Raw genomic sequence first — 26097 nt, forward strand, 5'->3', positions numbered from 1 at the left:
ATGATAAAAACTTTACAAGATACAACTACTTTGCAAAATGGAGTTAAAATGCCATGGTTTGGACTCGGAGTATTTAAGGTAGAAGAAGGTCCTGAGCTAGTTAATGCAGTTAAAACAGCTATAAAATACGGATACCGCAACATTGACACTGCTGCTATTTACGAAAATGAAACTGGCGTAGGTGAAGGTATTAAAGAAGGAATGAAAGCAGCTGGCATTTCCCGCAATGAATTATTTGTCACATCAAAAGTGTGGAATGCAGATTTAGGATATGAATCGACTTTAAAAGCATTCGAAACAAGCTTAAATAAACTTGGTTTAGATTATTTGGATTTATATCTTATTCACTGGCCAGTTGCTGAAAAATATAAAGATGCTTGGCGAGCATTAGAAACACTTTATAAAGCTGGCAAGGTTAAAGCCATTGGAGTTAGTAATTTTCAAATTCACCATCTGGAAGACTTATTAAAGGTTGCGGAAATAAAGCCAATGATAAACCAAGTGGAATTACATCCTAGACTAACGCAAAAAGAGCTTCTGTCTTATTGCTTAAAAAATAACATCCAATTAGAAGCTTGGTCTCCTTTAATGCAAGGACAAATCTTAGAGTTACCAGAATTGAAGAAGATTGCCGAGAAATATAATAAAACAGTTGCTCAAATCATTCTAAGATGGGACTTACAAAACGGCATTGTTGTTATCCCTAAATCTACAAAGGAACATCGAATAATCGAGAACGCGGATGTATTCGACTTTACCCTATCAGATGTAGATATGGCAGCAATCGATGCGTTAGATCAACATCATCGAGTAGGTCCTGATCCGGATAACTTTGATTTTTAAATAAAAAAGGTGGCCATTTGGTCACCTTTTTACATTTATTTACGTTTAATTTCCTCATACTTCTGAAACCATTCGGGAAATGCCTTTTTAAATTGGACAGGCTTGAACTTCTCATTTTCTTTTCGCACAACGATATGTGTAGTACTCCCTTTTGCACACACTTCCCCTTCACCATTGACAATTTGAAATCCATACACGGTGCGAAGTCCCTGGTTAACATCTACCCATGTTTTCACAAAAACTCTATCCCCTAGTTTTACTGGCTTTTCATATGTAATTTCTAAATTGTAGACTGGTGCATAGTAACCTGCTTTCTCCATTTCCATATAATCATAACCGATATCCTCAATAAGCCGTGTTCTCCCCAGTTCCAACCATTTAATATAGTTCGCATGATAAATAACTCCCATCATATCTGTGTCTGCATAGGATATTTGGATTTCCTGCGTTGCAACATACATATTCTCCATGATAATACTTCCCTTCTCGATACTTTTACCATTTATTTTATACTATTGACATTCTATGTTCTAATGAGAGCTCTTACATATAAACTAATTCCTTATTTAAAGAAAAGAGTGCTTTATTCATTGGGCAGGCCTATGAGTGGTGCTTAAGCAAAATGTGCAACCCGTTTTTTGATTAACTACATGCTTGCCCTATCACCAACCAATATCCTTGCATAACCTGTTATATCTCTCATGGGAAAAGGAGGATAATCTTTATGCCAATATTTAGGGGTTACGGATTTGGCCCTCGTTTCGGCTTTGGTCCGCGTTTCGGTCCACGCTTTGGTCCGCGCTTTGGACCAAGCTTCCGTCGAGGTCGCTTCTTCTATTAATTGTTCTCGCGAATTTTTTATCCATCTAACTACCGACTTTTTTGACATTTAATCAAGATAAAATTCATTCACTTACTTTCTTCAGTTATGACCCAATGTCAAAAACTGTATTGAAGGAGGTGATAAGTATGAGTGAAGGTACAGGATATGGAGCAGGTTTCGCTTTAATTGTAGTTCTATTCATTCTTTTAATTATTGTCGGAGCTGCATATGTATATTAATACTAGAACCTTACTTTTGATCGGTCATTCAATATGGACCGATCTTTTTTTGCTTTTTATTCCATTCTTAATCCTTTCAAAACATTTATAACCATTTAATGATCATTTCTTTCTAAATTGCGGAAGAAATCTACCAAACTATAATGTTCATATATCCGTCAATAATATTTTTACTACTGCGAATTAATTATTGCTTTTTAGAGTAATTTAATTTACTATTAAAAGTAATATTTGTTTACAAGGTAAATTAAATTACTTTAAAAGGTAAAATATTTTTATTTAGCTGAGGCTTTTAACCAAAACACAGGAAAAGATAGGAGAGAATACTCAAATTTTTAAGCTTGCTGAAATGAAGATTAAGACATACTCTGACATTATCGCGGAAGACCTTCAACAGGAAAAAAAGCTGATTGGTGAATATTTTTCTTTGCTAGGTAATGCTGTAATAGAATTCAATGGTGAGAAAATGAGTTTCTTTCAATTAAATCGTTATACCATTTCAAAGGATAGAAGTGAACGGAAACAAGCCTACGAAGCAATTTCTTCTTATTACTCCAATCATGAAGATAAATTGGATGATATCTTTGATTAGCTTATTAAGATAAGAACTAATATTGCTAGAAAGCTGGGGTATGAGTCTTTTATACAACTCGGATATGACCGTTTAGGGCGGTCAAATTATACTCCTGAACATGTCAATATCTATAGAAACCAGGTAAGGCAATACGGAGTTCCCTTTATAACAAAGCTTCTCAAAAAACAACAGGAACGAATCGGAGTAGAAAAGCTTAAGTATTATGATGAAAGAGTACATTTTAAGACAGGAGCGCCAAAACTGTTGGGGGATGCTGATGTTGTAATGGAAAAAGCACTAAAATGTTTTCAGAGCTCTCCCCAGAAACGAAAGAATTCATTGAATACATGGTTTCAAACGGAAACCTAGATCTTATAAGTAAGACGGGCAAAAGAGGCGGAGCTTTCGCCACATTTATAGGGACGGAAAAAGCGCCATTTATATTCGCAAACTCAGTAGGAATTCCAAATGATATAAGGGTTCTCGCACACGAAGCTGGCCATGCATTTCAATTTTACATGAACCGGAATACACAAATTCCCGAATATATTTCCCCAACCTCTGATGCAACAGAAATCCATTCCTTTACAATGGAACGTTTTGTATGGCCGTGGATGGAATTATTTTTCGAGAAGGACACGGATAAATATAAGTACTGCCACTTAACAGAGGCATTTATTTTAATGCCTTGGGCGAATGCCATTGATGAATTTCAACATTATCTTTACGATCACCCTTCTCAAACCATGGACGAAAGAAAAGCGAAATGGAGAGAAATAGAACGCATCTATATGCCTGAAAAAGATTATGATGGAAATGAGTTTTTAGAGCGTGGCGGAAGCTTCTATCAAATTAGCCATCTGTTTGAAACACCTTTTTATTTTATCGATTATGACTTAGCACATAATTGTGCGGTCCAACTTTGGATTCGCTACAATGAAAATCGCGAGGAAGGCTGGAATGATTTTTTAAATATTTGTCGTGTTGGTGACAGTGAATCCCTTGTGGAAATCATTAATAGGGCACGTTTACAATCTCCTTTTGATGATGGTAGCTTACGGTATATTATTGAATATGTTGATCGTTGGGTGGAGCAGTTTGATGATCAAAAGTACTAATATTCCTTGTTCATTCTCATATAAAAAGGTTAAACACACTAGTAATTCCTTATTACTTGAATAATAGTATAAAGACCCATATTTTTCTATTTATGCCAACATAACAGATAATAAATAAAGGCAAGGATTTCAAAATCGCTGAAACCCATGCCTTTATTTATTTTTAGATTTAGCCCCGAAAGGATCGACCTTCGATGCACGGTTTTGGAAACTTTTTACGTGTTCGTAATAATTCAGTCTACTCCAAATGGGTTGATTTTAAAGCATTTTATATTGATTTTTTCCATATATTTATCTTTTTTCAACCATTTTCGTTTCATTTGTGCCATTTATGTGCCAAGCTTCTACCTATTTATTGATCTAATATCTCTTTTAAAGACAATCAGTTATCATTGTGGTTTGTTACTTCTATTAGTTTTCCTCGAACAAAAAGTCTTTTATTTGTACTGGTTGCTCGATCGCAAGTAATCAAAGTAATGAGTTTTTCATGGGTATTCTTAATGACGTGGGACTGACTAGCATTTATAATTTCCTTTGAAGTAACTTTATATATGTAGTCTTTCTTTAAATCTGTAATAACAATCTTCGCCCCTACTTTAATCTTCATAAGCGGTCCAAATAACAAATTAGAATTTCGCATATGATGTCCAGCGAGAGGATAGTTGCCATTTCCCATTTTCTGATCTGGACGCATCGTCGTAGCACCAGCAAGCAAATTCGAATTGGTTGTACCTTTCATGATAGGAAGACTGAGTCCTACACTTTGAATTTTGATCCTGCCAATTATAGCGTTTGAATCGATTTGAGTACTATCCTTTAATGTATTCATAAAAGATGGAGAACGGATGGCATTATAATCAAAGGAAGCCTTCCTTTCATTATTTCGGCTTATTTCCGCTGCAGAAATATCCTTTTGATTCAAATGTGTACTTATATAATTGATGATGCCTTCCTTTATAAATGGAGATAAAATCATCAATACCCCAGCTAATATTAGTACGTAAACCAACAATTTCCGACGCTTTGTCATATATATAACTCCCATTCTTTAACTAAACCAATTATTAAAATGATAAGGTACCCCAGAAATTAGTTATATTCCATGGGGTACCTTTTTTCATGTTATATTTTTATGCGTCCTTACGCCTTTTCAACCTGAATGAAAGTATGCAGGCTGCTAGAAGCAATACTAATCCTCCCAGGATGGTTGGTAAATCATTGGTATCTCCCGTTTTTGGCAGTGAGTTTTCTACCATCACTTTACGATGTAAATAAGATGTATTTCCATCACTATCCGTTACTTTGTATACCACTTCATAGGTTCCTGGTTGTTTTACATTTACGGTATTTTTTACAATCTTAATTTTATCTGTAAGGTTACCGTCTTCTTTATCCGTTGCAGTTATTCCTTCATATGGGTCAAAATGATCTCCAGTATGAATGGTCGTATCCTTTGGTCCACTGATAATCGGTGGAGTATTCGGTTTGGTCGGTGGATTTTCTGGTTCTGTAATATCAACGGTTACTGGAACCTCTATCTTTCCACCTTTTCCATCATCTACGATAACGGTAAACGAATCTTTTCCTGTATAACCTTTATTCGGTGTATACGTCCATGTTCCATCTTTATGCACTTCGACGGTTCCATGACTTGGGGACTTGCCTTCTTTATAAGTCAATGGATCCCCGTCTGGGTCAGAGCCTTTTACTTGCCCAGACACCGGTGTGTCTTTGGATGTTGTTTTGTGATCATCTGGAGCACTTGGTTTATGATTGATAACACCAACATCTGTCGATGGATTATTTGATTTCTCTACATTATCACCTGTAACTTGGGCTACGTTTGTGATCTTATTACCGTTTTGCCCACTCTTCACTTTCGCTTGAAATTCTACTGTATGCCATGCCGTATCCGTGACATCTCCGAATTGACCAGACACTTTGTTATTATCAAAATAACCTTTGTCTGTATCTTGCTTATCTGTCACAGACGTTCCATCTACTTTCAAGCTGCCAGCGGCATACTTGAGTCCTGATGTATCCTCTTAATACTAATCCCACCTCCTATTTCATAATTTTCAGAAACCTAATATAAAATTGGAAAAAATTTTATATTGACATTCTAATGTTATTTTGGGAGGTAAGTATTTTACAAGAGGCTTTCGACCTATTGCAACATATGTAGTGATAACACAACAAGATTCAACAATTTGCATCAAGATAAGAGCTTCTCTTCAAATACCTTTGGTCTACATTCGGAAAACAAATAATGGTTAAATGAAAGAGGATAAGAAATTTCATCTATATTCTTCTTATTAGAGGATTCTGCCCATTGCGATCGATTACTTTTTGTCTAGAACAACTAGCTTTTGTGACTGTCCCGGTTGCTTTTGGTATCGATGTTTTTATTATTTAGTTTTTGCCCATAGTAAAATGACCGCCAGGTACGAAGATAAAATTACATATTTTCATTACTTGAAGCAATTTATTTCTATTCTTCTATCCTTCCTTTTATGTACTCCTTCAAATAAAGGAAATCACCAGCTAAAATTAACGAAACTGCTATGATATATTTTCGGTTAATCTCGAGTGTTTTTCGACTAACATTTACTTTTTTTTCGAGCTTTTTCATTGGTATTTTTTTATTTGCAGTTAATTGTTCAAGAATATCTTTATCTTTCGCTATTACATTTGCTACCTGGAAGGCGTTCCTCCTTGCATCCTCATGCTTGGGAGAATGTTTGATTAAATCATCAAAAGATAGCTTATAAGATGATAATAGTTCTTGAAATCGAGTAATTTCTTCTCTCCTATTCTTTTCATCCTGTTTTAGATAATAAACACTAATAGATAGGTTATTCTCCATTAATTCTATTGTGGAATTTGGAGCATAATCATTGATGTCGAAAGGAGTACTTAAATTTTTATATTTAGAATTACTGCGAATATAATCAATGATTTTTCTCTGAATAATTACTTTTGCAAATGCTAGTAAGGATGAGCCGCGTTTAAAATCATATTTCTTAATAGCCTCATAAAAGGCAAGCAAACCAATACTAAACTCATCATCACTTTCTTCTATATAATGCTGACAAACAGTAGAAATTGTTTTCTTGATAAAAGGTTTATATGTTGCAAGCAATTCATTAAGTGCAAGTTCATCACCATTTTGAATTGAAATTGCCATTTCCTCTAAGGATTTCCTAGGATCTTTTAAAATACCATTTAACATAAATTTCCCCCTCCCTACGTACCTATGCTTTTGTTGCTAGAGTAAGCAAAGGGGGTTCTTTACCATGGACACCATATTTCCCGCATAAATAATGACAGTACTTATTATTTAGTCTTGCAAGAAAACCACACTATCGACATTACACTAAATGAAGATGGAAACTGGATTAATCCGCTGTCATATTCTTTAATGATATAAACAAAATATCTAATTTCCAAGAACTCCCACCATATTACCAAGCAAATACTATTACCTTTTCTATCGTTAAAACTTCCATTCATAATATAAAATCAATCTCGACAATTTCTGAACAACTTCTACACAAAATCACAATCCTCCCTATATTATACATTTTTTGTAAAATACTTCTTAGAAAACTAAATAAGCCCCTCTAAAATGAGGGGCTTGGTTGTATTTAAGTCAATATGCTGTCATTCCGTTAGTAATAATCAACAGAATCCTTTATTTATGACGTAATTTTGATAAATTGAATTGAACTATTGGAACATACTATGGTAAAAAAATACGTTTTAAGGCATGCACGTAACCTTATTGATTAAACAAGATGTCCATCCAAAAGTAGTACAAAAAAGACTAGGACATACTTCCATGGATTCATATTCTCATCTACTGCCAAATATACAAAAAGTTGCTGCAGATCAGTCGGCATTCAAATGTTGGGAACCAAGGTAAGAGCAAATATTCCGTTTAAAATCGTTCATGCCATATTCATGACAATAGCATAAAAAAATAAAAAGACAAGGATTTCAAATGGGCAGAAATCCTTGTCTTTTCTGTATTCATCGTGACGGCCCCGAGAGGACTCGAACCTCCGACGCACGGTTTAGGAAACCGACGCTCTATCCACTGAGCTACGGAGCCAAATTAAATGCGCATTAAATATTATATAGCATCCTGCCTCTTTTGAAAAGGTCTATGTTACACAACGTGGAGAAATCATATAAGAAATAAAGGAAAATTGCCAATGGCAGCGAATTTAAAAAGGCAGGACCTAATATGTAATAAGTTTTTTACGAAAAAGGATATACTTCCATCACGATAATGAAGATAAGCATTAATACAATTATTGTAATTAAGGCACCTAGTAAGAATTTTTTCATTGTTGAATAATCCTCCTCATATCAATAATCAAATATTATCAAATTCGTAAAAGACTATCTATAGCTTTTGGATAGGTTTTAGAAATTTTAGCAAAGGTCTTTATATTTTTTAACAAAAAAAGCAGTTAGATGGCCAAATCTCGAAGTATTTTTAAGGTGGTGGAACGTATGATTTCTTCTATTTTACTTGGTGAAAAGGTTAAGTTAAACGCTCTAATTGAGGAAGACCTCACAACCATAATGGAATGGTTTCAGAATACAAGCCTTTTACGATTATTTGATGCAATTCCTGCTCAACCACGGAGCACGGCTTCCCTTCGTTCCTGGTTTGAAGAACACGCTAATTCCAACAACCAATACGTATTAGCTATTAGAACAATAGATGACAACCAATTAATTGGATATATTGAATTAGACGGAATTCTATGGAATCAAAGAACTACGTGGGTGTCCATTGCAATTGGGGAAGAAATGAATCGTGGAAAAGGTTATGGAAAAGAGGCTTTAGAACTCATCCTGCAATACGCTTTCCATGAATTAAATCTCAGACGTGTTCAACTTACAGTGTTTAGCTATAATCTCTCAGCAATCCAGCTTTATAAAAAATCGGGGTTTACCTATGAGGGAACATATCGAGAATTTTTGGAACGAGATGGAAAAACATACGATATGCTTTTATTTGGATTGTTAAAGAAAGAGTGGGAACAAAATCGGTCCAACTCCAAGTAAACTTTTTGGAAAGCTTTTCGTCCTTTCCGCATATTTTTTATTATCAGGAGTGTTCAAAGAATGTTCACATTTTGAATATCTCGTAAAGGGGATGATAAAAATGGCTGAGGAATGGATTGTTACCATTGGTACTCTTGTTTTTCTTATGGGTTTCTCAGGATGGATTTTTGTCTTTGCTTTAAAATTAGTACTGCATTCTGAGGATGCTAAAACCATTGACCCTATTCCACCTGATACAGACTCCTTTTTGACATAACACCCAATCTGGGTGTTTTTGTATGTTATGCATATCGGGATAGGATTTTGTAATGGATAGGTTCCTTTATTTCTAACATTTCTTTCATATGTGGTAATATCTTATTATGCAAAATTGCCTATTTTAATTTTTATAGGAGCAAACAAGGATGAAATATACAGAATATGATCAGGTACTCTCCTTTCTCTCCTCATACAACGGACGGACGACACGGAGAGATAATGGGTATCATCATAAAATAATGACAGAATTACTACAATTAATACATATTAACCCTGAGAAATTTACTTTTATTCAAATAACAGGATCTTGTGGGAAAGGCAGCACAGCCCAATTTATTTCTTCTATTTTAACGCATCATGCTATAGATCATGGACTGTTTACCGGCCCTCATCTATCTGCTTATGAAGAAAGGTTTGCCATTAACGGTTCTCTCATTGATCGAGAAGAGTTTTCTTCTATTGTCCTTGATATTGAAAAAAAGCTAAAGGATTATCCGCTTAAAGAGGATGTTGGTCATATGCATGTGATGATTATGATTGCCCTTACTTTTTTTCAAAGACATGGGATAAAACTCGTAGTATTTGAAAATGGGGTTGGTGGAAAAACAGACCCTTCCAATATTTTTGATCCGACCATTGCTGTGTTTACGGAAATCACGATGGATCATTCGCATTTGCTGGGATCAACGATTGAGGATATTATCCTTGATAAATCCTGCATTATTAAGCCCACCACTAAATATGCGATTTGTGGAATGAATAATGTTCAGGCACGCAACTTTCTTTTGAAAATTGAGCATCATTGTGACACCATCTTTCGATTTCTTCATCGCGATTATAATTTTATAACTAAATCAAGTGATACAAATGGCAATACTTTTTATTTTAAGGGTACTCACTATGCTCTTAAAAATATCCAGACTAAATTGCTTGGAACCCATCAAGTTCAAAATGCAAGCAATGCTATTGCCGTGATAGAAGCGTTGGTTGAATGTGGATATTCATTCCAAAAAGACATCATTACTCAAGCGTTGTATGACGCAGCAATGCCATGCCGTATGGAGATGATTGAAAAAAACGGTGTTACTTTTTTATTCGACGGTGCCCATAATACTTTAGAATTAAAAACATTAAAGGAAAGTATCGAAACGTTTGGGTTGCAGGTTTCCAGTGTTATGTTATCCATTTCATCTAATAAAGATATGGAAACAATGATGAGATCTATCTATTTTGAAGATGCTCCCTACATTATCACGCCACATCCTTTTACCGAAAGAAATATACGTGCAGAACAGATTGAAAAATCTTTAAGTTCCATGCAGGATATACCGTGTTTTTATTTTCATGAGATTAAAAATGCTTTACAACACGCAGTGCAGCTGTATCAAAAAAACCAAGTCGTATTAGTTACAGGCTCCTTATATTTAGTAGGCTATGTAAAGAAAATTGTGCTTAACGAGGGAACAGAATGACTACCATTCAAACTATGCAGGATGCGGAAAACTTAATTTATCAATCATATTTACGAGCACATCCTCATATTCACAAGATAAAGGATGAAGACGTTCGAAAGCCGTGGCTGACAAGAAACCTACTAAATTTGCTTGGTTCTCCGGATCGTAATAAAAAATTTGTGCTTGTTACCGGCAGCAAGGGCAAAGGTTCCACTTCTATGATCCTTGCCTCTTTGCTACAATTTCATGGGTTAAAAGTCGGGTTATTTACTTCCCCTCATTTAATCCGCTTTAATGAACGGATTCGAATAAATGGAAAACCAATTGCAGATGAGGATTTTATTAGATTATGCCATAAAATGCTACCTGCTTTTATTAATATAGAAAATAGCCTGTCTTCTACTGAATACCAAGGACCAGTTGGTCTTGCCCTAGCAATAGCTGTTATGTATTTTAATGAACAAGAAACAGATATTAATATAATTGAATGCGGACGCGGCGGAAAATATGATGATACTAATGTCTTAGCGAATGAATGGGCTATCCTAACATCGATTATGGAAGAACATACCCGTCAATTAGGGCCAACCGTATATGACATTGCGAACCATAAGCTAGGAATTGTGAAGGATACAACGAAATCCGTCATCTTAGGGAAACTAGAACCTTTTTTAAAAGAACATATATCTCAACAGTTACATTTTTTTGCCGGGGATATACGTATTTACGATAAGGATTTTTCCGCTGAGCAAATCATTGTCAATAAAAATGGAACTACCTTTAACGTTCGAACCGCATATACCAGCTATTCCAAAATGACCTTTCCGTTACTTGGCTCTTTCCAAGCCTATAATGCAGCTACAGCTATAAGTGCATGCGAGGCAATTCTCCATCAGCCATTAAAGGAAGAGTCCATCATGAGCTGTTTCAGACAGTTGGAATGGCCAGGACGATGTGAGATTGTTGCACAAAATCCGACCGTTATAGTGGACGGGGCTATTAACAGGGAATCAGCTCAATATGTAAAGGAAGTTATCCAATCCTTTGGAAAAAACAAGGTAATTTCTATCGTTGGGGTGCCACATGATAAAGATTATAAAGGTGTAATTGACATTGTAGCGTCCTTTTCGGAAAAAATTTTCCTTTCAAAGCCCGATATCAGTCACCTCACATTTCCAATGGATGCTCTATCATATGCAAAAACGTTGCACCACCATGCAGAAGAAACAGAGTGGTTAGCAGATGCGGTAAAGCTTGTGAATAAGGAAATATTTGATATCTTATTAATCATTGGTACGCAAACCTTTATTGGCAACGCAAAAAGAATTTATATAAAAAAACAGGAACCCTCCCATTAAAAAGGTAGGTTCCTGTTTTTTTCATTTTTATATCCGAGCTCCTGAGATATATGATTTGCACTGATTTCAGTCTTTTCCTTAATATAATCCAGATTTTGCCCTTCAAATCGGCTAGTTGGTCCACTTACCGCTAATGCAGCTACTACATTTCCTTGATAATCATAAATAGGAAACGAAATTCCAACTGTTCCTACATCCTGTTCTCCGTAACTTATCGCATATCCTCTTTGTTTTATCTGCTGTAAATCTTCTAAGAGCAAATGCTTTTCAAGCTTGCGAAACTGGCACATTTCCTCCATCACAAGCTTCCTTTTATTCTCTCCCATAAATGCCAATAATAATTTTGGTCCTGACCCAAGATAGAGAGGAGATCTTTTTCCAATCCGGGTGTGCAGTCTTAATGCCCTTGTACTCTCTACCTTCTCAATATAAACTGCCTCATTTTTATCAGAGATAACAAGATGGACGACCTCATTAAGTTGTCCGGCAAGTTTTTTCATATGTGGCAAAGCTATTTTTCGAAGCTCTAGCTGTTCTGATACTAAATAACCCAGCTCCATTAGTTTTATTCCTAATTTATAACGGCTATCATTCTCAGATTCTTTTGTTTTAACAATAAAACCGCTGTATTCCAATGATGCTAACAGGCGATATACGGTCGGTTTCGGCAGCTTCGATACCTCTGTTATTTCTTTAAGACTTAGCTCCTGCCTGCCATCCGTAAATAAATCAAGCAAACTTAATGCTTTGATAATACTCTGATTCATAATACCGTCTCCTCAATCAAATGCGTAAGCGCCACAGCTCTAGCGTACGGATTTCGGAATCATAGGTGAGAAAAGGAAAAACGTATTCGATCTTTCACGAGCAGATATTTTATCTGCAGGTAGGAGACGTAAAAATCCGCTTGCCGATAGGTGCTTAAGCTGGAAGTAGACAAACCTTTATTAAAAGGATAAGTAAAATACCAGGAACAAACTAGTTTTCGATAGTTTCTATTTCTTTGATATGCACACCTCTTTTCGCCATTTCTTGAATATATTCCTTACCGGGAACGATTTTTTCAGGTGCATAGACACCCTTTTTAGTTATAAGGCCGCTTCCAATCATTTGTGCAACTACCGATATTGTATTTGCCGTGGCCCGTGCCATTGCAGTCACTTGATGGTCGCGATCTTTATATGTTACTAGTTCATATTCATATTTAGCTTTTTTGCCATTTTTCGTTCCTTCCGTAATGACTCTTAAAAGGACGGCATCGTCTTTTTCTCCTAGTTCTACTATTGGCTCCAAAACTTTTAACAGTACATCGCGCGGCTTAATATCTTGCCCTTTCACCTGTACCGTATAATCATTTCTAGTTAAATTTAAATCTACTAACAACTTAAATTTTTCAGCATGCCCTGGATAACGAATTGTTTTATATTCAAGTGTTTCTAAATCAGGATAGGAAAGGGATAACGTTGATGTCCCGCCTGCTGTATGAAATGCTTCCAGAGGTCCGAATTTTTCAAAATACACCGTTTCAATTTCCGATAAAGAAGGAATTTCTTGTACAATGCCATTTCGAATGATTAAGGAAGGATCCGTATAATGATCGCAAACTCCCTCCATAGAGAATACGTGATTATACTCAAGCGGCGGCTCAGGACGAACTGGGATTCCACCAACATATAGTTTAATAGACTTAATAACATCCAGTTTGCTTGCACCATAACCAGAAAGAATATTTATCATACCAGGTGCAACCCCTAAATCAGGGATAAGTGTTACTTCAGCTGCTTTGGCTTGATCATTCATTTCCAGTACACGGTCTGTTGCATGCCCTATATGTCCACCCAAATCCACTGAATGGACTCCCACTTCAATAGCAGCTTTTGCTACGCTTACATTGAATGAATAAAATAATGCATTTATAATCACATCATATTTGCTTATAAAACTTTTTAATTGTACATAATCAGTGGCATCTAAATAGGCAGCGGAAAGTTTAGGTGAATGTAGTGAGTGAGCAACCGCTTCTGCTCTTTTAATATCTACATCTGCTAATGTAACTTTTTCTACGCCTTGACTATTCACTAAATCACGTGCCGCTTCTTTCCCCATTAAACCAGCACCTAAAACAGCAATTTTCATCCATTATTCCCCTTTCTTAAATACGATCTAATTAGTGTAGGTTCGCCACAAAGAATTTATCATACTTAATTGTTATCAATCTGCGCTCTTTGCAGCTTTCCGCTGAAATCAATATAGACACTCTTCCATTCTGTAAATACATCTAGTGCAGCTACACCTGAATCTCTATGACCATTTCCGGTTCCTTTTGTTCCTCCGAATGGCAGATGAATTTCAGCACCAGTTGTACCGGCATTCACATAGACTATCCCAGTATCAAGATCGCGTTGAGCAGTAAAGACCTTATTAATATCTCTTGTAAATATCGAACTGGACAGACCGAATGTAACACTATTATTCACTTCAATTGCCTCTTCAAAGCTTTTAACAGGAATAATCGATACTACCGGACCGAAAATTTCTTCCTGAGCGATTCTCATGCTTGGCTCCACATCGGTAAAGACGCTCGGTGCATAATAATAACCATCTGCAAGCTCTCCATCATTTAAAATATATCCTCCAGCTAATAGAACTGCCCCTTCTCCTCTGCCGATCTGAACATATTCATGGATTTTTTGCAGAGCATTTCCATTAATAACAGGGCCAACTTTTACTTCTTCGTCCAGGCCATCTCCAATTTTTAAATAACGCATTCTCTCTAAGAGTTTTTCTTCGAGATCCTCTTTCACTTTCTCATGAACGATAACCCTGCTGCATGCTGTACAACGCTGACCGCTTGTGCCAAATGCACTCCACAATATTCCTTCTACCGCCAAATCTAAATCGGCATCATCCATCACAATAATCGCGTTTTTTCCACCCATTTCAAGGGAAACTCTTTTAAGCAGTTTTCCACATTTCTCCGCGATTGTTCTTCCCACCTCATTCGATCCGGTAAAGGATATTACATCAATATCTGGATGCTCAACCATCGCTGTACCTACTTTGGAGCCAGAGCCGCATACTAGATTAATTACCCCGTTTGGCAAACCTGCTTCTGCAAAAATATTGATTAACTCTCTTGCCATCAATGGGGTTTCTGTAGCTGGCTTCCAAATGACAGCATTCCCAGCAACAATGGCAGGAAACGACTTCCACGTTGCAATTGCAATTGGGAAGTTCCAAGGAGTAATAATACCTACAATTCCAACCGGGACACGGATACTCATTGCAAATTTATCCTTTAATTCAGAAGGAGTGGTATTACCAAACAATCTCCTTCCTTCTCCAGCCATATAGAACGCCATATCAATTCCTTCCTGCACCTCTCCGCGGGCTTCTTCAATCACCTTGCCCATTTCCATCGTTAAAATCCTAGCTAACCTTTCCTTTCGTTCCTTTAATAGCAAGCCAACACGATATAGTACTTCTGCCCTTTGCGGTGCCGGAACAAGTGCCCACTGTTTTTGCGCTTTTTTGGCTGCTGCAACTGCCCTTTCCACATCCTCCGCAGTGGATAAGGCTACCTCTCCAAGCGTCTCCCCGTTTGCAGGATTTTTTATTGGAGCATACTGTTCCTTTTCCGATACTACCCATTCTCCATCTATAAAATTATCCACTGTGATACCATTTGCTAATTTTTTAGACATATTTAATGACCCCTTTCTATTGAATCCTCTTAAAAAATATGACTTTTATAAAGCAGTACCGCTTTTACTTTTTGGATCGAATTTGCTGAATGGTTTTGGAAACTGATATTTGTTCCGGATCCATCTCTATTTCTATCAAGGTTGGCAAATTCGATTTCAAGGCACAGAAAATTGCCTCTTTAAATTCCGTATTAGTAGTAGCTTTTACCCCATTTGCATTTAGCGACCTTGCCAATGCAGCAAAATCAATATTACCGAGTTCGGTTCCTATCACTTTTTCCGGATAGTGCATTTCTTGATGCATTCGTATCGTTCCATACATACGATTATTAAATACAAGGCTAATCACAGGTATGTTATACCTCACAGCAGTTTCCAGTTCCTGAACCGTCATCATCATTCCGCCATCACCAGATAAGCTCACCACCACCCGATTTGGCAGTGCAATCGCTGCACCAATGGCAGCGGGCAAGCCGTATCCCATTGCACCTGAAGTTGGGCCAATATATGTTTTCTTTTGTTTAAATGAATAGTACAGGTGGAGCCATCCCGCAAAATTGCCTGCATCGTTTGTAATGATTGCGTCCTTGGGCAAGAGCTCTTGCAGAAGCAGGATCACACTCTCATTCGTTAGCTTTTCATTATTTAATGGTTTCTTAATTTTTGACGTATCCAGATACCTTTGGTTGCATTTTGCTGCCCAATCTTCCCACTTAGCTTGAAGACTTAAAGATAACATAGCTGCTAAGGCTTCCTTCGCATCGGCAACAATACCAAGTTTAGGGTTGTAGACTCTTCCCAATGTTTGTTCATTAATATCAATGTGAATAAGGGTTTGCTCTAGGGTGATTAGAGAATAATCTTGGGTAGTGACCTCTGAAAGCCTAGTACCGATTGCTAAGATCACATCTGCTTCTTTGGTCGTCGCCAAGACTTCTTTAGGGGTACCTAACCCCAAATGTCCTGCATATAATGAATGGTGATTCGGAAAGACATCATGACGCCGAAAAGCTGCCATTACTGGAATATTATTTTTTTCGGCAAAATGAAGAAGTTCTTGTTCTCCTTCCGCCAAGATGACCCCTCCACCAGCTATAATTAATGGCTGTTTTGCTTTTTGCAAAATCGTTTGCAGTTCTTCCAATTCATTTCGATTAGGCAACGGTCTTGGTTTCTTCCCTTTTGGATAAAAGGTCATTTTGCTTTTTTCCTTAAGCAAATCTTCCGGCAAAGAAATAACCACAGGGCCAGGTCTTCCGGTTTGCGCAATTCGAAATGCTCTTTGAACAAGCTCCGGGACCCTATCTGCATCTTTAATTTCAACTGTCCATTTCGCGATATGCCCGAAGAATTGGTCTAAATCTACCTCCTGAAATCCCTCTCTCCCACGAAATTTACTATGGACCTGGCCAAGAAACACAACCATTGGAGTGGAGTCCTGGTATGCTGTATGTACTCCAATTGCTAAATTTGCTCCACCAACTCCGCGTGTAGCCATGACAACCCCAGGCTTTTTGGATGCTTTTGCATACCCTTCTGCCATGAATGAGGCGCCGCCTTCATGCCTTGCTGTAATTAATTCAATCGACGGTTCATCGTAAATAGCATCCAGCAATGGCAGATAACTTTCACCAGGAACACAAAATACTTTTACAACATCTTCAATCTTTAAACATTCAACTATCGCCTGAGCACCATTCATTTCACGCTTTTCAGCTATCAGGGACATGGGCATTCACCTCCAATTGCAGAGCTTTAATTCGCTCTACTGCTTCTGTTAGACGCTCTGAAGGAACTGTTAAAGAAATGCGAAAATACCCCTCCCCTGATGGTCCGAAGGCATTCCCAGGTGTAATGACCACACCCGCTTCCTCCAAGAGTTTTTCAGCAAACCCTTGTGAAGAGTATCCCTTTGGAACGGGTGCCCAAATGAAAAAGGATCCCCTTGGTTTTTCCACAGCTATTCCGATTTTTTGCAGTGCCTCTACCATTTTTTCACGTCGTTCCTGATAGATGCGGTTGTTTTGGTCAACGGTAGAGTAATCACTGGTCAATGCTTCTGCAGCAGCCTTCTGAATAGGGAGGAACTGACTCGTGTCCGTATTACTTTTAACGATGGAAAGTGCACGAATAATCTCTTTATTCCCCACAACATATCCTATCCTCCAGCCGGTCATGTTAAAGCTTTTGGAAAGAGAACCGAATTCTACTGCAACATCTTTTGCTCCAGGGACTTGAAGAATGCTCGGAGCCTTATATCCATCAAAGGTTACTAAGTTGTACGCAGCATCGTGAACGATACCAATTTCATGATCCTTTGCAAATCGAACTGCTTCTTCCAGCACATCGATTCCCACTGTTGCTGCTGTTGGATTACCGGGATAATTTAAGAACATAAGTTTCGCTTGTTCCTTATGTTGATCGGATACCTGCTTATAATCAGGGCGATAGTTTTGGTCAGGAATTAGTGGTAGATCAATACACTCTCCACCAGAGAGATAGGCTGCGGTACGATATACTGGGTATCCTGGATCAGGAATTAGCACAACATCACCTGGATCTATCATTGCCGGAATAATATGGGCGATCCCTTCCTTTGATCCAATAAGGGTTAGCACTTCCGTATTCGGGTCTAAATCGACTTCATAATAATTTTTATAGAAAGCTGCGACTGCTTCCCGAAACTCTTGGCAGCCAGCATAGCCAGAATACTTAAAATTAAGCGGGTCGGCCAGTTCCTTTGTAAGTCTTTTTACAATAAAATCTGGCGTCGGCAAGTCTGGCGCCCCTATTCCCAAATCAATAATGTCCATTCCCTTAGCCTGTAATCTCTTCTTTTTTTCATCAATAACCGAAAATAAATACGGCGGTATTCCTTGAACACGCTTCGAAACAAAAGGCACACCCATTCCCCCTCACTATCCTTTTACTGACATTTCATTATATGAAACTATGTTTCAAATATGACTTTTGTGGAGAAAAACATGGGGACGGTTCGCTTGTTTCCAAAAAACAAGCGAACCGTCCCCATGTTACTTACTCCTCCCATCTAAGAAAAACCCAAAAATCTAACATATCAATACGAAAAGATGTTGGGATGAAGACAAATTCCTCCCTGATACTTTGAATATTAGGATATTTGGCTGCCACTTCACGATATGCTCTGCTTAGGATATCCTTTTCTCTTTCGGTTGGTTGATCATCAAAATAAGCAATCCAAAGCAGAGAATTATAATCATTTCTTACGGTTAGTCCCCTCAATTTTTTAGGTATTGCTCCAATTAGTGCCTGCTGGGAAGATAATAGTAATTCATCTTTATCAATGGACATATTCATCACCTGTACAATTTAGATTTTCTTCATTCTTACTGGAGGAACTACTGAAATACCTCCAGTTTAGTAGGATTGTTTGTAAGGCTTTCGTAGAATTAAGCTCACACCGATTTTTTTGCATATCGTGACATAATGCAGGAGCATTAACAACAATGAGCTAGTATTCATAGCAAGTATAATACCGATCATTTGGTAATGTGGATTAGAGCCTAAAATATACATCATGATAAACATTACAATCGTCGCCCATATATAGTGAATTAAAGAATCTGTAATTAACCCTATTCCTATTAAAAAGGCCTGTAATGGGATGACAAAATAATGAAAGAGAAAATAGGGCCATAATAATTGCAAATAAAAAGGCGCTAATGCTGATTTAAAAAATAAATGGGTTAATGGCTCTGCAAAATAGTGAAAAACAAGTATTGCAGGCACGCCGTAGAGAAAAGTCATAACCATTACCTGTTGCAGAAGCTTCTGCAGCTTAACAAAATCCTTTTGAGCATACGCCTCGGATACAGTTGGTATGAGCACGGTAGAAAAGGAATGAGCAATAAAGGCTGGAAAAAAACCGATACTAAAAGCGACGCCGGATACAATCCCGAAATGCTCCAGTGCTACTGTTCCTGTTAACCCTGCCTTCATTAGAGCCGCCTTAATTAAAAATGGCTGGATTGCGTGGGCAATAGAATGTGAAATCCGCATACCAGTTGTCGGCAAGGATACGGCCAACAAGCTTTTTCGCACATTCTTTCCGCTTAAACGAATACTTCCTCTATTCTTCATCTTCTTCATTTGTACATAAAATTGTTGTAACAAATATAGGAGGACAACTAGTTCACTTCCAACCAATGTACTTAAAGCAATTAATATGGAAGTCTCTAGTTCAAATTGGAATAAATGAAAGATAAAAACGAGTAACAGTAGCTGTGCAAATTTTCGTGTGAAATTTGCAGTCGCAATTTTCCCCATATGCTGAACACCCATAAAATAGCCTCTAGCAATGGAAGAAAAAGATGTGATGGGAATCAAAATAACAACAAGCAGTCGTATGTACGGATGATATTGATTGAAAGCGGGAATGATTGGCAGAACACAAATTGTCACGATTGTTAAAACAATCGTAAAAAACGCTGCAAAACGGATTCCATGCCGAAGCATACTGGCATGGTATTTTTCCTCTTTTTCTGCGATATACTTTGATATAGAGACCGTAAGCTCCATACTAGCTAGAACAACCACAAAAAAGACTAATGGCAATATCGACATATATAAACCCATTCCAACACCGCCAAGCTCTTTTGCTAATACCATATTGACTAAAAACTCAATGCACTCTCCTAAAAAGGCTACGACTGCTAATACAAATATTCCTTTAAAAAAAGATCTCATAGTGTGTCTCCCTTTACTTATTACCTTTATCATGAAGGCTCTTCTTTTAATAAAAGAAAAGATGCCTTACAACATACTGTTTTTTTCGTGATATCCATATAAAAAAACACAGTATGTCGGAAAAGCCATATTAAAGGATATGAGACAAGTCCTCGGAATATATGTAAAGATTTATTTTTTTTTGAAACTATTCATTCGGCTTTTAGTAATAATGGAGGCATAACAACCAATGTGATAGCAATTTTATCCTTATTCGATTAAAAAAGTTTACACTAAGCAATTTGCATTATTAAGGAAAGCTAGAATTTAGTTTCCCTAGTAAATGGATAACACGTGTAAGATTCGCGATTAGATAAAAAATTTCGCGTCCAACAGGGCATGCCTCCCGATACCACGAGTATGAAAAGGCACAAAGGATTCCCTTTGTGCCTAGCATTTAGGAATTAACCATGGTGCCTCCGTTTACATGGATGACCTGTCCGGTCACATAACTAGAATCGTCCGATGCCAGATAGACGTAGGCTGGAGCAAGTTCATACGGTTGACCGGCACGTTTCATTGGAGTATCCGAACCGAATTTTGCTACTTTTTCTGCTGAAAAACTAGACGGAATAAGCGGTGTCCAAATCGGACCAGGTGCAACTGCATTCACTCTTATTCCTTTTTTCACTAGATTTTGAGAAAGGGATCGGGTAAAAGCAACTATCGCTCCCTTTGTAGCGGAGTAATCAATTAAAGTTTTTTCTCCTTCGTAGGCAACAACAGATGCTGTATTAATAATGGCACTTCCCTTCCCCATATAAGGGAGGGCTTCCCGAGTCATATAGAAAAAACTATAAATATTTGTTTTAAAAGTATGATCCCATTGTTCACTAGTAATATCTAATAGACTTTTTTGCGGATATTGAACACCATGATTATTTACAAGAATATCAAGCCGCTTAAATCGTTTAATCGTTCTTTCCACTACAGTTCTGCAGTGGTTTTCATCTGTTAAATCGCCAACTATCAGCAAACACTTCTGCCCTAATTCCTCAATTCTTCTTTTGGTTCGAAGCGCATCTTCGTCTTCATAGGAATAATAGTAAGGAATAACAATGTTAGCTCCTTCTTTTGCAAAGGCAATAGCTGTTGCTGCCCCTATACCGCTATCTCCCCCTGTAATAATGGCCACTTTTCCTTTTAATTTTCCGCCCGGTTTATACTGATCATTTTCAATGATTGGCCTAGGTTTCATTAACCTTTCAATTCCAGGCTGCTTATCTTGATGCTGGGGAGGAAATCTATTTGGCTTTTTGGGAGGCTTTACTCTCACGGGATTATAATACGGATATGTGGGATACACTGGATACATTCGATACATAAGACATCACCTCGTGGATAGGCATTTACCCTTTAGTGTATTCTTCCGTAAAAAAATGGTGCCACCTATTATTGTTAACCGTATTTTTTTTAGGTTGACAAATTCGGATGTAATCTATTATTCTTTTATTATGGATGTTTTCGCATTGATTGTTGGTTTTCGTCATAGTTACAGATCCAAAACAGACGAGGCTGCGGGGAACTTACACTTATCAAATTTACACATTATCCCCCAATTAATGTAGTTATCTAAAGTTTTATCATTCAAAAGAAAAATGCCTTTATTACTACATATGAAAAAGGGGAATGATTAATGGGACAGCAAAAATTACGTGCAATTGATCTTTGTTATGCCGCTATGTTTGTGGCTTTAACAATGATTGGTGCAAATCTGACTTCTCTTGTACCATTTTTAGTAGTTGGGGGCGTCCCAATTACATTGCAAACTTTCTTTGCCATATTATCAGGTGTGGTCTTAGGAAGTCGTCTTGGCGCTATTTCCATGACTGTATATACCTTTGTGGGATTGGTGGGTGCTCCTGTTTTTGCAGGATTTAGCGGGGGACCGAGAACTATTTTATCTCCAACTTTTGGCTTTATCCTTTCGTTTATACTCCTATCTTATATTGCAGGAAAGATAGTGGAAAAATCTAATAAAAAATTATACTCTTATATTATTGCTGCACTTATTGGTATGATTATTAACTATATTTTCGGGACAAACTGGATGTATTTTGCTTATAAAATTTGGGCAGAAGCTCCGGAAGGCTTTACTTATAAAATTGCATGGGTATGGATGCTGGCACCACTGCCAAAGGACACCATTCTCTCTATATTCGCAGGGGTGATGGCGTATCGACTCCATAAAACGGTAAGACTCAAAAGAGTGCATACCGCTAACCAGCAAAAAAGTGCATAAATAAAAGAGGCTGGGATATAAGTAAAAAACACGAAAACAAAAACGCATGAAATCAAGGTTTTTAAATTTGATTTCATGCGTTTTTTTGATTTTCACTGCGTTTTATCCCACCCTTTTTTATAGGGTTAAAATAATTGGTTTGTCCTTCGTAACGATAACCGTATGCTCAACTTGTGCAACAAAGCTTCCATCAGGCGTTTTAAAGGTCCAACCGTCATCCATTTCCTCAACCTCTTCTGCACCGGTAGAGATAAACGGTTCAAATGCGATAACCATACCATCTCTTAGTAAATCATTATCCCACGGTTCAAAGTAGTTCATAATGTAATCCGGCTTTTCATGCAAAGCCCTTCCAACCCCATGCCCAGTTAGATTCATAATAACTGTAAAACCACTTCTCTTTGCTTCATTCATAACAGCCTTACCAATTTGGTTTTGCTTTGTTCCCGCTTTAATTTTTGCCAATCCCTTTTGAAAGGCTCTTTCCGCACAGTCACAAAGTTCCTGTAATTTAGGATCACCATTTCCTATCACAAAGGATATGCCTGTATCAGCATAATAGCCATTCAATGAGCCTGATACATCAATATTTATTAGGTCACCCTCTTGCAAAATACGTTCACTTGGAATCCCATGAGCAACCTCATCATTTACACTAATACAAGTATACCCTGGAAAGTCATATTCTCCTTTTGGACCGGATATCGCTCCATTTTCTTCAAAAAGCTTGCCAGCTACCTCATCCAGTTCCTTAGTAGTAACACCCGGCTTTGCCTGTCTTTTCAACTCGTCACGTATGGTTGCGACCAGTTTACCTATTTTCTTTAAACCTTCTATATCTTGGTCATTTTTTATGATCATTTGTCGATCCTCCTATTTCAATCCGTGAAAATATTGTAGCAATTTGTCATGATTTCATACATAAAAAACTTATTCTAATTTATTATATAGGAAAAAAGTTTCTCTTTCCAAAATCCCTTATCCATCTTTCGTAACAGAATGTAATACTTTTGTAACATTATTTAAAGTAACTGTAACCTAAGTTTCGACAATTTTCTGATATATTAAAACTATCAAATAGGACAAATTTGCTAGAATCGATTAATTCTCTAATTATTATACAACAAACACACGAGGTGACCCTACTAAATGAAGCGTATCGCACCATTTCTGCTAACACTGTTACTAGGAATCGTTTTTTTACTACCAGCTAAAGAAGCTGCTGCAGCTTCTTCTCCTAAAGTCATTACTGTAGCAAAAAAATACATAGGAACTCCTTACAGATATGGTGGGATTACGCCTAAGGGCTTTGATTGTTCGGGCTTTGTCTCTTATTCTTATAAAAAAGCCGGAGTCGCTTTACCACATTCGGCAGCAGCTATGTTTAAGAAAGGAAAGTCTGTTAAAAAATCTAAGTTAAAACCTGGTGACCTTGTGTTTTTTAATACTGGCTCAAAAAAAGTCTCTCACGTTGCAATATACATAGGTAACAATAAAGTTATTCATTCGGTATCAAAAGGAGTAAAAATTGATTGTTTGAGCAATCCTTATTGGAAGACAAGATACATTGGAGCAAAAAGAGTTTAATAGACTAGTTGAAAGCAGCTTTCTGGCTGCTTTTTTTTGTTACCTAATTATCTGCAAGAGCTGACAGGTATCCCTGTCAGCTCTTAATTATTCTCCCTCTGCTTTTTCTAACTCCTCGTATATCACATTTCTTCTTAATTCCAACCTATTTACTTCATACTGCAATGCCTGCAATGATTGTAATTCTGTTTCTTTTCTCATTTTTTTATGAATTTCACTGATAGAATACTCTATTTGTTCGATTTCCTGTTCAAGAATAAGCAGTTTATCCTTTTCTGCTTTTATTTCTAACGTGTTGACGTCTTTGTGCGAAGTGGTTTTGGATGGTGATTCTTTTAGTTGCCGAAGCTCTACCATTTTCTGCTTTGCCCATTCATAATTCCCTTCGAAACAATGGACAGTTTGATCTTCCAGCCAATATATTCTATTAAACAAACGATTTAAAAAATACCGATCATGAGAGACAGCAATAATTGTTCCATGAAATCCTTCCAAAGCTTCTTCTATTACCTCAACCGAATCAATATCCAAGTGATTGGTCGGTTCATCTAGAATAAGAAGATTTATATCCTTACACATTAATTGTGCTAGGCGAAGTCTCATGCGCTCTCCCCCACTAAGCTGGTTTACTTTCCGAAAGACGGAATGTCCATAGAAGAGAAATCTCGCTAGTATATGGCGCGCCTCCCCTTCTGAAACATGTACTTCATTTCGAAATTCTTCTATCACTGTATGCTTTAAACTGTTACTGTAAACATGCTGTGATAGATACCCAATGTTGAGATTACTCCCCAGTTTTATTTCTCCCTTATCTGGAAACACATATTCAAGCATCATTTTTATTAACGTGGATTTCCCAGTACCATTTTCCCCTATGATTGCCACTTTCTCACCGTATTGCACATGCATATTCACTTGTTCAAATAACACCCTGCTATCATAGGATTTTGCTACCTCCTTAAAGGTAACGACATCTTTACCACTTCTTTCTAAGCCATCGAAATCAACCTCTATTTTTTTACGATTTAATAATGGCTTATCAAGTTTCACCATTCTTTCCAGTGCGCGCTCCATATTTCGGGCTCGTTTGTGAAGTCCCTCATTGGGAGGATTCGCACGATTCGCCCATTCTTTTAACCGTTTGATTGCCTCTTTCATTTTCCGGATCTTTTTTTGTTGCTCTTGATAGGCCTGGAATTCGATAAGCAATCTTTCCTCTTTCTCCTTTGCATACCCTGTAAAATCAGCGTGATATACTTGCAATTCTCCATCTTCTAAGTCCACTATTTTGTTCACCACTTCATCTAAGAAATAGCGATCATGTGATATAAGAATGACCGTGCCACTGTATTCACGTATAAAACTCCCCAACCACTCCACAGCTTGCAGGTCCAAATGATTAGTTGGCTCATCCAATAATAACAAATCAGGATTTTTCAATAAGATAAGTGCTAAACCAACTTTTGTCCTTTCCCCACCACTCAATTGATTAAATAATTGAGGAAGCAGGCTGGCAATATTTAATCCATTAACTACGCGATCGATGCTCGAATCGATTTCATAACCGCCATGCTGAATGAAATAATCTTGCAATTCTCCATAAAGATTTATTAACTTTTCTAGTTTCACTTGCTCTTTTTCTTTTCCCATTTCGGTTTCGAGTTGTGTCATTTTCAATTGAGTATCCAGTAGGGATTGAAAAGCCGTCTTTAATACATCTTCAACCGTCATATCCCTAGGATAGTCTGGAACCTGGGCTAAGTAGCCAGTCTTCAAGCCTTTTTTCCAATGAACTTGCCCTGTATCTTGCGTCTCGATTCCAGCTATAATTTTTAACAAGGTGGTTTTTCCACTTCCGTTTCTTCCAACCAGACCAATACATTCTTTTTCATTTATTTCCAGAGACAAATTATCGAATATTATATTTCCTCCGTAGGATTTACCAATTTCCTTTATACTGCAAATAATCATTTACACGCTCTCCTTTTCAATTTTTTGAACGCAAAAAAGCCATAGGAAAGTAAAATCCCATGGCTTTGCTTTTGGTCATG

The 26097-nt window shown here is 37.2% G+C and carries 24 protein-coding genes and 1 tRNA gene; 10 read left to right on the top strand and 15 right to left on the bottom strand.

All coding sequences use genetic code 11. The features are described from left to right. The gene (gene pgoN / locus CWO92_RS11245; RefSeq protein WP_101354302.1) at window positions 1-843 is read left to right on the top strand and encodes a glyoxal/methylglyoxal reductase; all 843 of its coding nucleotides are present in this window, start codon (window positions 1-3) and stop codon (window positions 841-843) included. Window positions 844-878: 35 nt separating this feature from the next. Here the strand turns inward: pgoN and CWO92_RS11250 are convergent, their stop codons facing one another. Continuing rightward, window positions 879-1304, bottom strand: a complete 426-nt coding sequence (locus tag CWO92_RS11250; RefSeq protein WP_199256875.1) for an acyl-CoA thioesterase — start codon at window positions 1302-1304, stop codon at window positions 879-881. Window positions 1305-1812: 508 nt separating this feature from the next. Here CWO92_RS11250 and CWO92_RS11260 point away from each other — a divergent pair. The 3 genes from CWO92_RS11260 (at window position 1813) to CWO92_RS11270 (ending at window position 3597) form a co-directional block, all read left to right on the top strand. Then, on the top strand, window positions 1813-1905 hold the full coding sequence (locus tag CWO92_RS11260; RefSeq protein ID WP_101354304.1) for a YjcZ family sporulation protein: 93 nt from the start codon (window positions 1813-1815) through the stop codon (window positions 1903-1905). A gap of 349 nt (window positions 1906-2254) precedes the next feature. Next, on the top strand, window positions 2255-2497 hold the full coding sequence (locus CWO92_RS11265) for a hypothetical protein (protein ID WP_101354305.1): 243 nt from the start codon (window positions 2255-2257) through the stop codon (window positions 2495-2497). 284 nt (window positions 2498-2781) lie between these two features. Further along, window positions 2782-3597: a M3 family metallopeptidase gene (locus CWO92_RS11270; RefSeq protein WP_101354306.1), complete on the top strand. Its 816-nt coding sequence runs from the start codon at window positions 2782-2784 to the stop codon at window positions 3595-3597. A gap of 382 nt (window positions 3598-3979) precedes the next feature. Here CWO92_RS11270 and CWO92_RS11275 read toward each other — a convergent pair whose 3' ends face one another. The 4 genes from CWO92_RS11275 to CWO92_RS11290 form a co-directional block, all read right to left on the bottom strand. After that, on the bottom strand, window positions 3980-4627 hold the full coding sequence (locus CWO92_RS11275) for a class A sortase (RefSeq protein WP_101354307.1): 648 nt from the start codon (window positions 4625-4627) through the stop codon (window positions 3980-3982). A 100-nt stretch (window positions 4628-4727) separates the two neighbouring features. After that, entirely contained in the window at window positions 4728-5585 is an 858-nt protein-coding gene (locus tag CWO92_RS11280) for an Ig-like domain-containing protein (RefSeq protein WP_165786674.1), read from the bottom strand. A gap of 503 nt (window positions 5586-6088) precedes the next feature. After that, a complete protein-coding gene (sigI, locus tag CWO92_RS11285) occupies window positions 6089-6829 on the bottom strand; it encodes an RNA polymerase sigma-I factor (RefSeq protein ID WP_101354308.1) in 741 nt (246 codons plus the stop codon). A gap of 809 nt (window positions 6830-7638) precedes the next feature. Then, window positions 7639-7711 (bottom strand) — tRNA-Arg (locus CWO92_RS11290). A gap of 407 nt (window positions 7712-8118) precedes the next feature. Here CWO92_RS11290 and CWO92_RS11295 point away from each other — a divergent pair. The 4 genes from CWO92_RS11295 to CWO92_RS11305 all read left to right on the top strand — a co-directional run bounded on the left by CWO92_RS11295 (window position 8119) and on the right by CWO92_RS11305 (window position 11749). Continuing rightward, window positions 8119-8679, top strand: a complete 561-nt coding sequence (locus CWO92_RS11295) for a GNAT family N-acetyltransferase (protein WP_101354309.1) — start codon at window positions 8119-8121, stop codon at window positions 8677-8679. 100 nt (window positions 8680-8779) lie between these two features. Continuing rightward, window positions 8780-8935 (top strand): hypothetical protein, encoded by a 156-nt coding sequence (locus tag CWO92_RS25415; protein ID WP_158175747.1) that lies wholly within the window; start codon window positions 8780-8782, stop codon window positions 8933-8935. Window positions 8936-9083: 148 nt separating this feature from the next. After that, complete coding sequence (locus CWO92_RS11300) at window positions 9084-10409, top strand: bifunctional folylpolyglutamate synthase/dihydrofolate synthase (protein ID WP_101354310.1); 1326 nt, start codon at window positions 9084-9086, stop codon at window positions 10407-10409. Beyond that, window positions 10406-11749, top strand: a complete 1344-nt coding sequence (locus CWO92_RS11305; RefSeq protein WP_101354311.1) for a bifunctional folylpolyglutamate synthase/dihydrofolate synthase — start codon at window positions 10406-10408, stop codon at window positions 11747-11749. The genes CWO92_RS11300 and CWO92_RS11305 overlap by 4 nt, the downstream gene beginning before the upstream one ends. Here CWO92_RS11305 and CWO92_RS11310 read toward each other — a convergent pair. The 8 genes from CWO92_RS11310 to CWO92_RS11345 form a co-directional block, all read right to left on the bottom strand. Beyond that, window positions 11746-12516 (bottom strand): IclR family transcriptional regulator, encoded by a 771-nt coding sequence (locus tag CWO92_RS11310; RefSeq protein WP_101354312.1) that lies wholly within the window; start codon window positions 12514-12516, stop codon window positions 11746-11748. The genes CWO92_RS11305 and CWO92_RS11310 overlap by 4 nt on opposite strands. A 211-nt stretch (window positions 12517-12727) precedes the next feature. Continuing rightward, on the bottom strand, window positions 12728-13885 hold the full coding sequence (locus CWO92_RS11315) for a saccharopine dehydrogenase family protein (protein WP_101354313.1): 1158 nt from the start codon (window positions 13883-13885) through the stop codon (window positions 12728-12730). A gap of 65 nt (window positions 13886-13950) precedes the next feature. Further along, window positions 13951-15453, bottom strand: coding sequence for an aldehyde dehydrogenase family protein (locus CWO92_RS11320; RefSeq protein WP_437177542.1), 1503 nt, complete (start codon window positions 15451-15453; stop codon window positions 13951-13953). Window positions 15454-15517: 64 nt separating this feature from the next. Next, window positions 15518-17182 (bottom strand): thiamine pyrophosphate-binding protein, encoded by a 1665-nt coding sequence (locus CWO92_RS11325; RefSeq protein WP_101354314.1) that lies wholly within the window; start codon window positions 17180-17182, stop codon window positions 15518-15520. Next, the gene (locus tag CWO92_RS11330; protein WP_101354315.1) at window positions 17166-18356 is read right to left on the bottom strand and encodes an LL-diaminopimelate aminotransferase; all 1191 of its coding nucleotides are present in this window, start codon (window positions 18354-18356) and stop codon (window positions 17166-17168) included. Before CWO92_RS11330 ends, CWO92_RS11325 begins: the two co-directional genes overlap by 17 nt. 133 nt (window positions 18357-18489) lie before the next feature. Then, window positions 18490-18783 carry a MafI2 family immunity protein gene (locus tag CWO92_RS11335; RefSeq protein ID WP_101354316.1) on the bottom strand — a complete coding sequence of 98 codons (294 nt, stop codon included), beginning with the start codon at window positions 18781-18783 and terminating at the stop codon, window positions 18490-18492. Between the two features lie 66 nt (window positions 18784-18849). Continuing rightward, window positions 18850-20178 (bottom strand): polysaccharide biosynthesis protein, encoded by a 1329-nt coding sequence (locus tag CWO92_RS11340; protein ID WP_101354317.1) that lies wholly within the window; start codon window positions 20176-20178, stop codon window positions 18850-18852. Between the two features lie 436 nt (window positions 20179-20614). Beyond that, on the bottom strand, window positions 20615-21541 hold the full coding sequence (locus CWO92_RS11345) for an SDR family oxidoreductase (protein ID WP_437177543.1): 927 nt from the start codon (window positions 21539-21541) through the stop codon (window positions 20615-20617). A 312-nt stretch (window positions 21542-21853) separates the two neighbouring features. Between CWO92_RS11345 and CWO92_RS11350 the strand changes: the two genes are divergently transcribed. After that, entirely contained in the window at window positions 21854-22459 is a 606-nt protein-coding gene (locus CWO92_RS11350; protein ID WP_101354318.1) for a biotin transporter BioY, read from the top strand. Between the two features lie 117 nt (window positions 22460-22576). On the opposite strand, the gene map is transcribed toward CWO92_RS11350, so the two are convergent. Then, window positions 22577-23320, bottom strand: coding sequence for a type I methionyl aminopeptidase (map, locus tag CWO92_RS11355; protein WP_101354319.1), 744 nt, complete (start codon window positions 23318-23320; stop codon window positions 22577-22579). Between the two features lie 288 nt (window positions 23321-23608). Between map and CWO92_RS11360 the strand changes: the two genes are divergently transcribed. Then, window positions 23609-24046, top strand: a complete 438-nt coding sequence (locus CWO92_RS11360; protein ID WP_101354320.1) for a C40 family peptidase — start codon at window positions 23609-23611, stop codon at window positions 24044-24046. Between the two features lie 87 nt (window positions 24047-24133). Here CWO92_RS11360 and abc-f read toward each other — a convergent pair whose 3' ends face one another. Next, window positions 24134-26017, bottom strand: coding sequence for a ribosomal protection-like ABC-F family protein (gene abc-f, locus CWO92_RS11365; protein ID WP_101354321.1), 1884 nt, complete (start codon window positions 26015-26017; stop codon window positions 24134-24136). Between the last annotated feature and the right edge of the window lie 80 nt (window positions 26018-26097).

The sequence above is a fragment of the Heyndrickxia camelliae genome (genome assembly GCF_002844575.1).
Lineage (GTDB): Bacteria > Bacillota > Bacilli > Bacillales > Bacillaceae_C > Margalitia > Margalitia camelliae.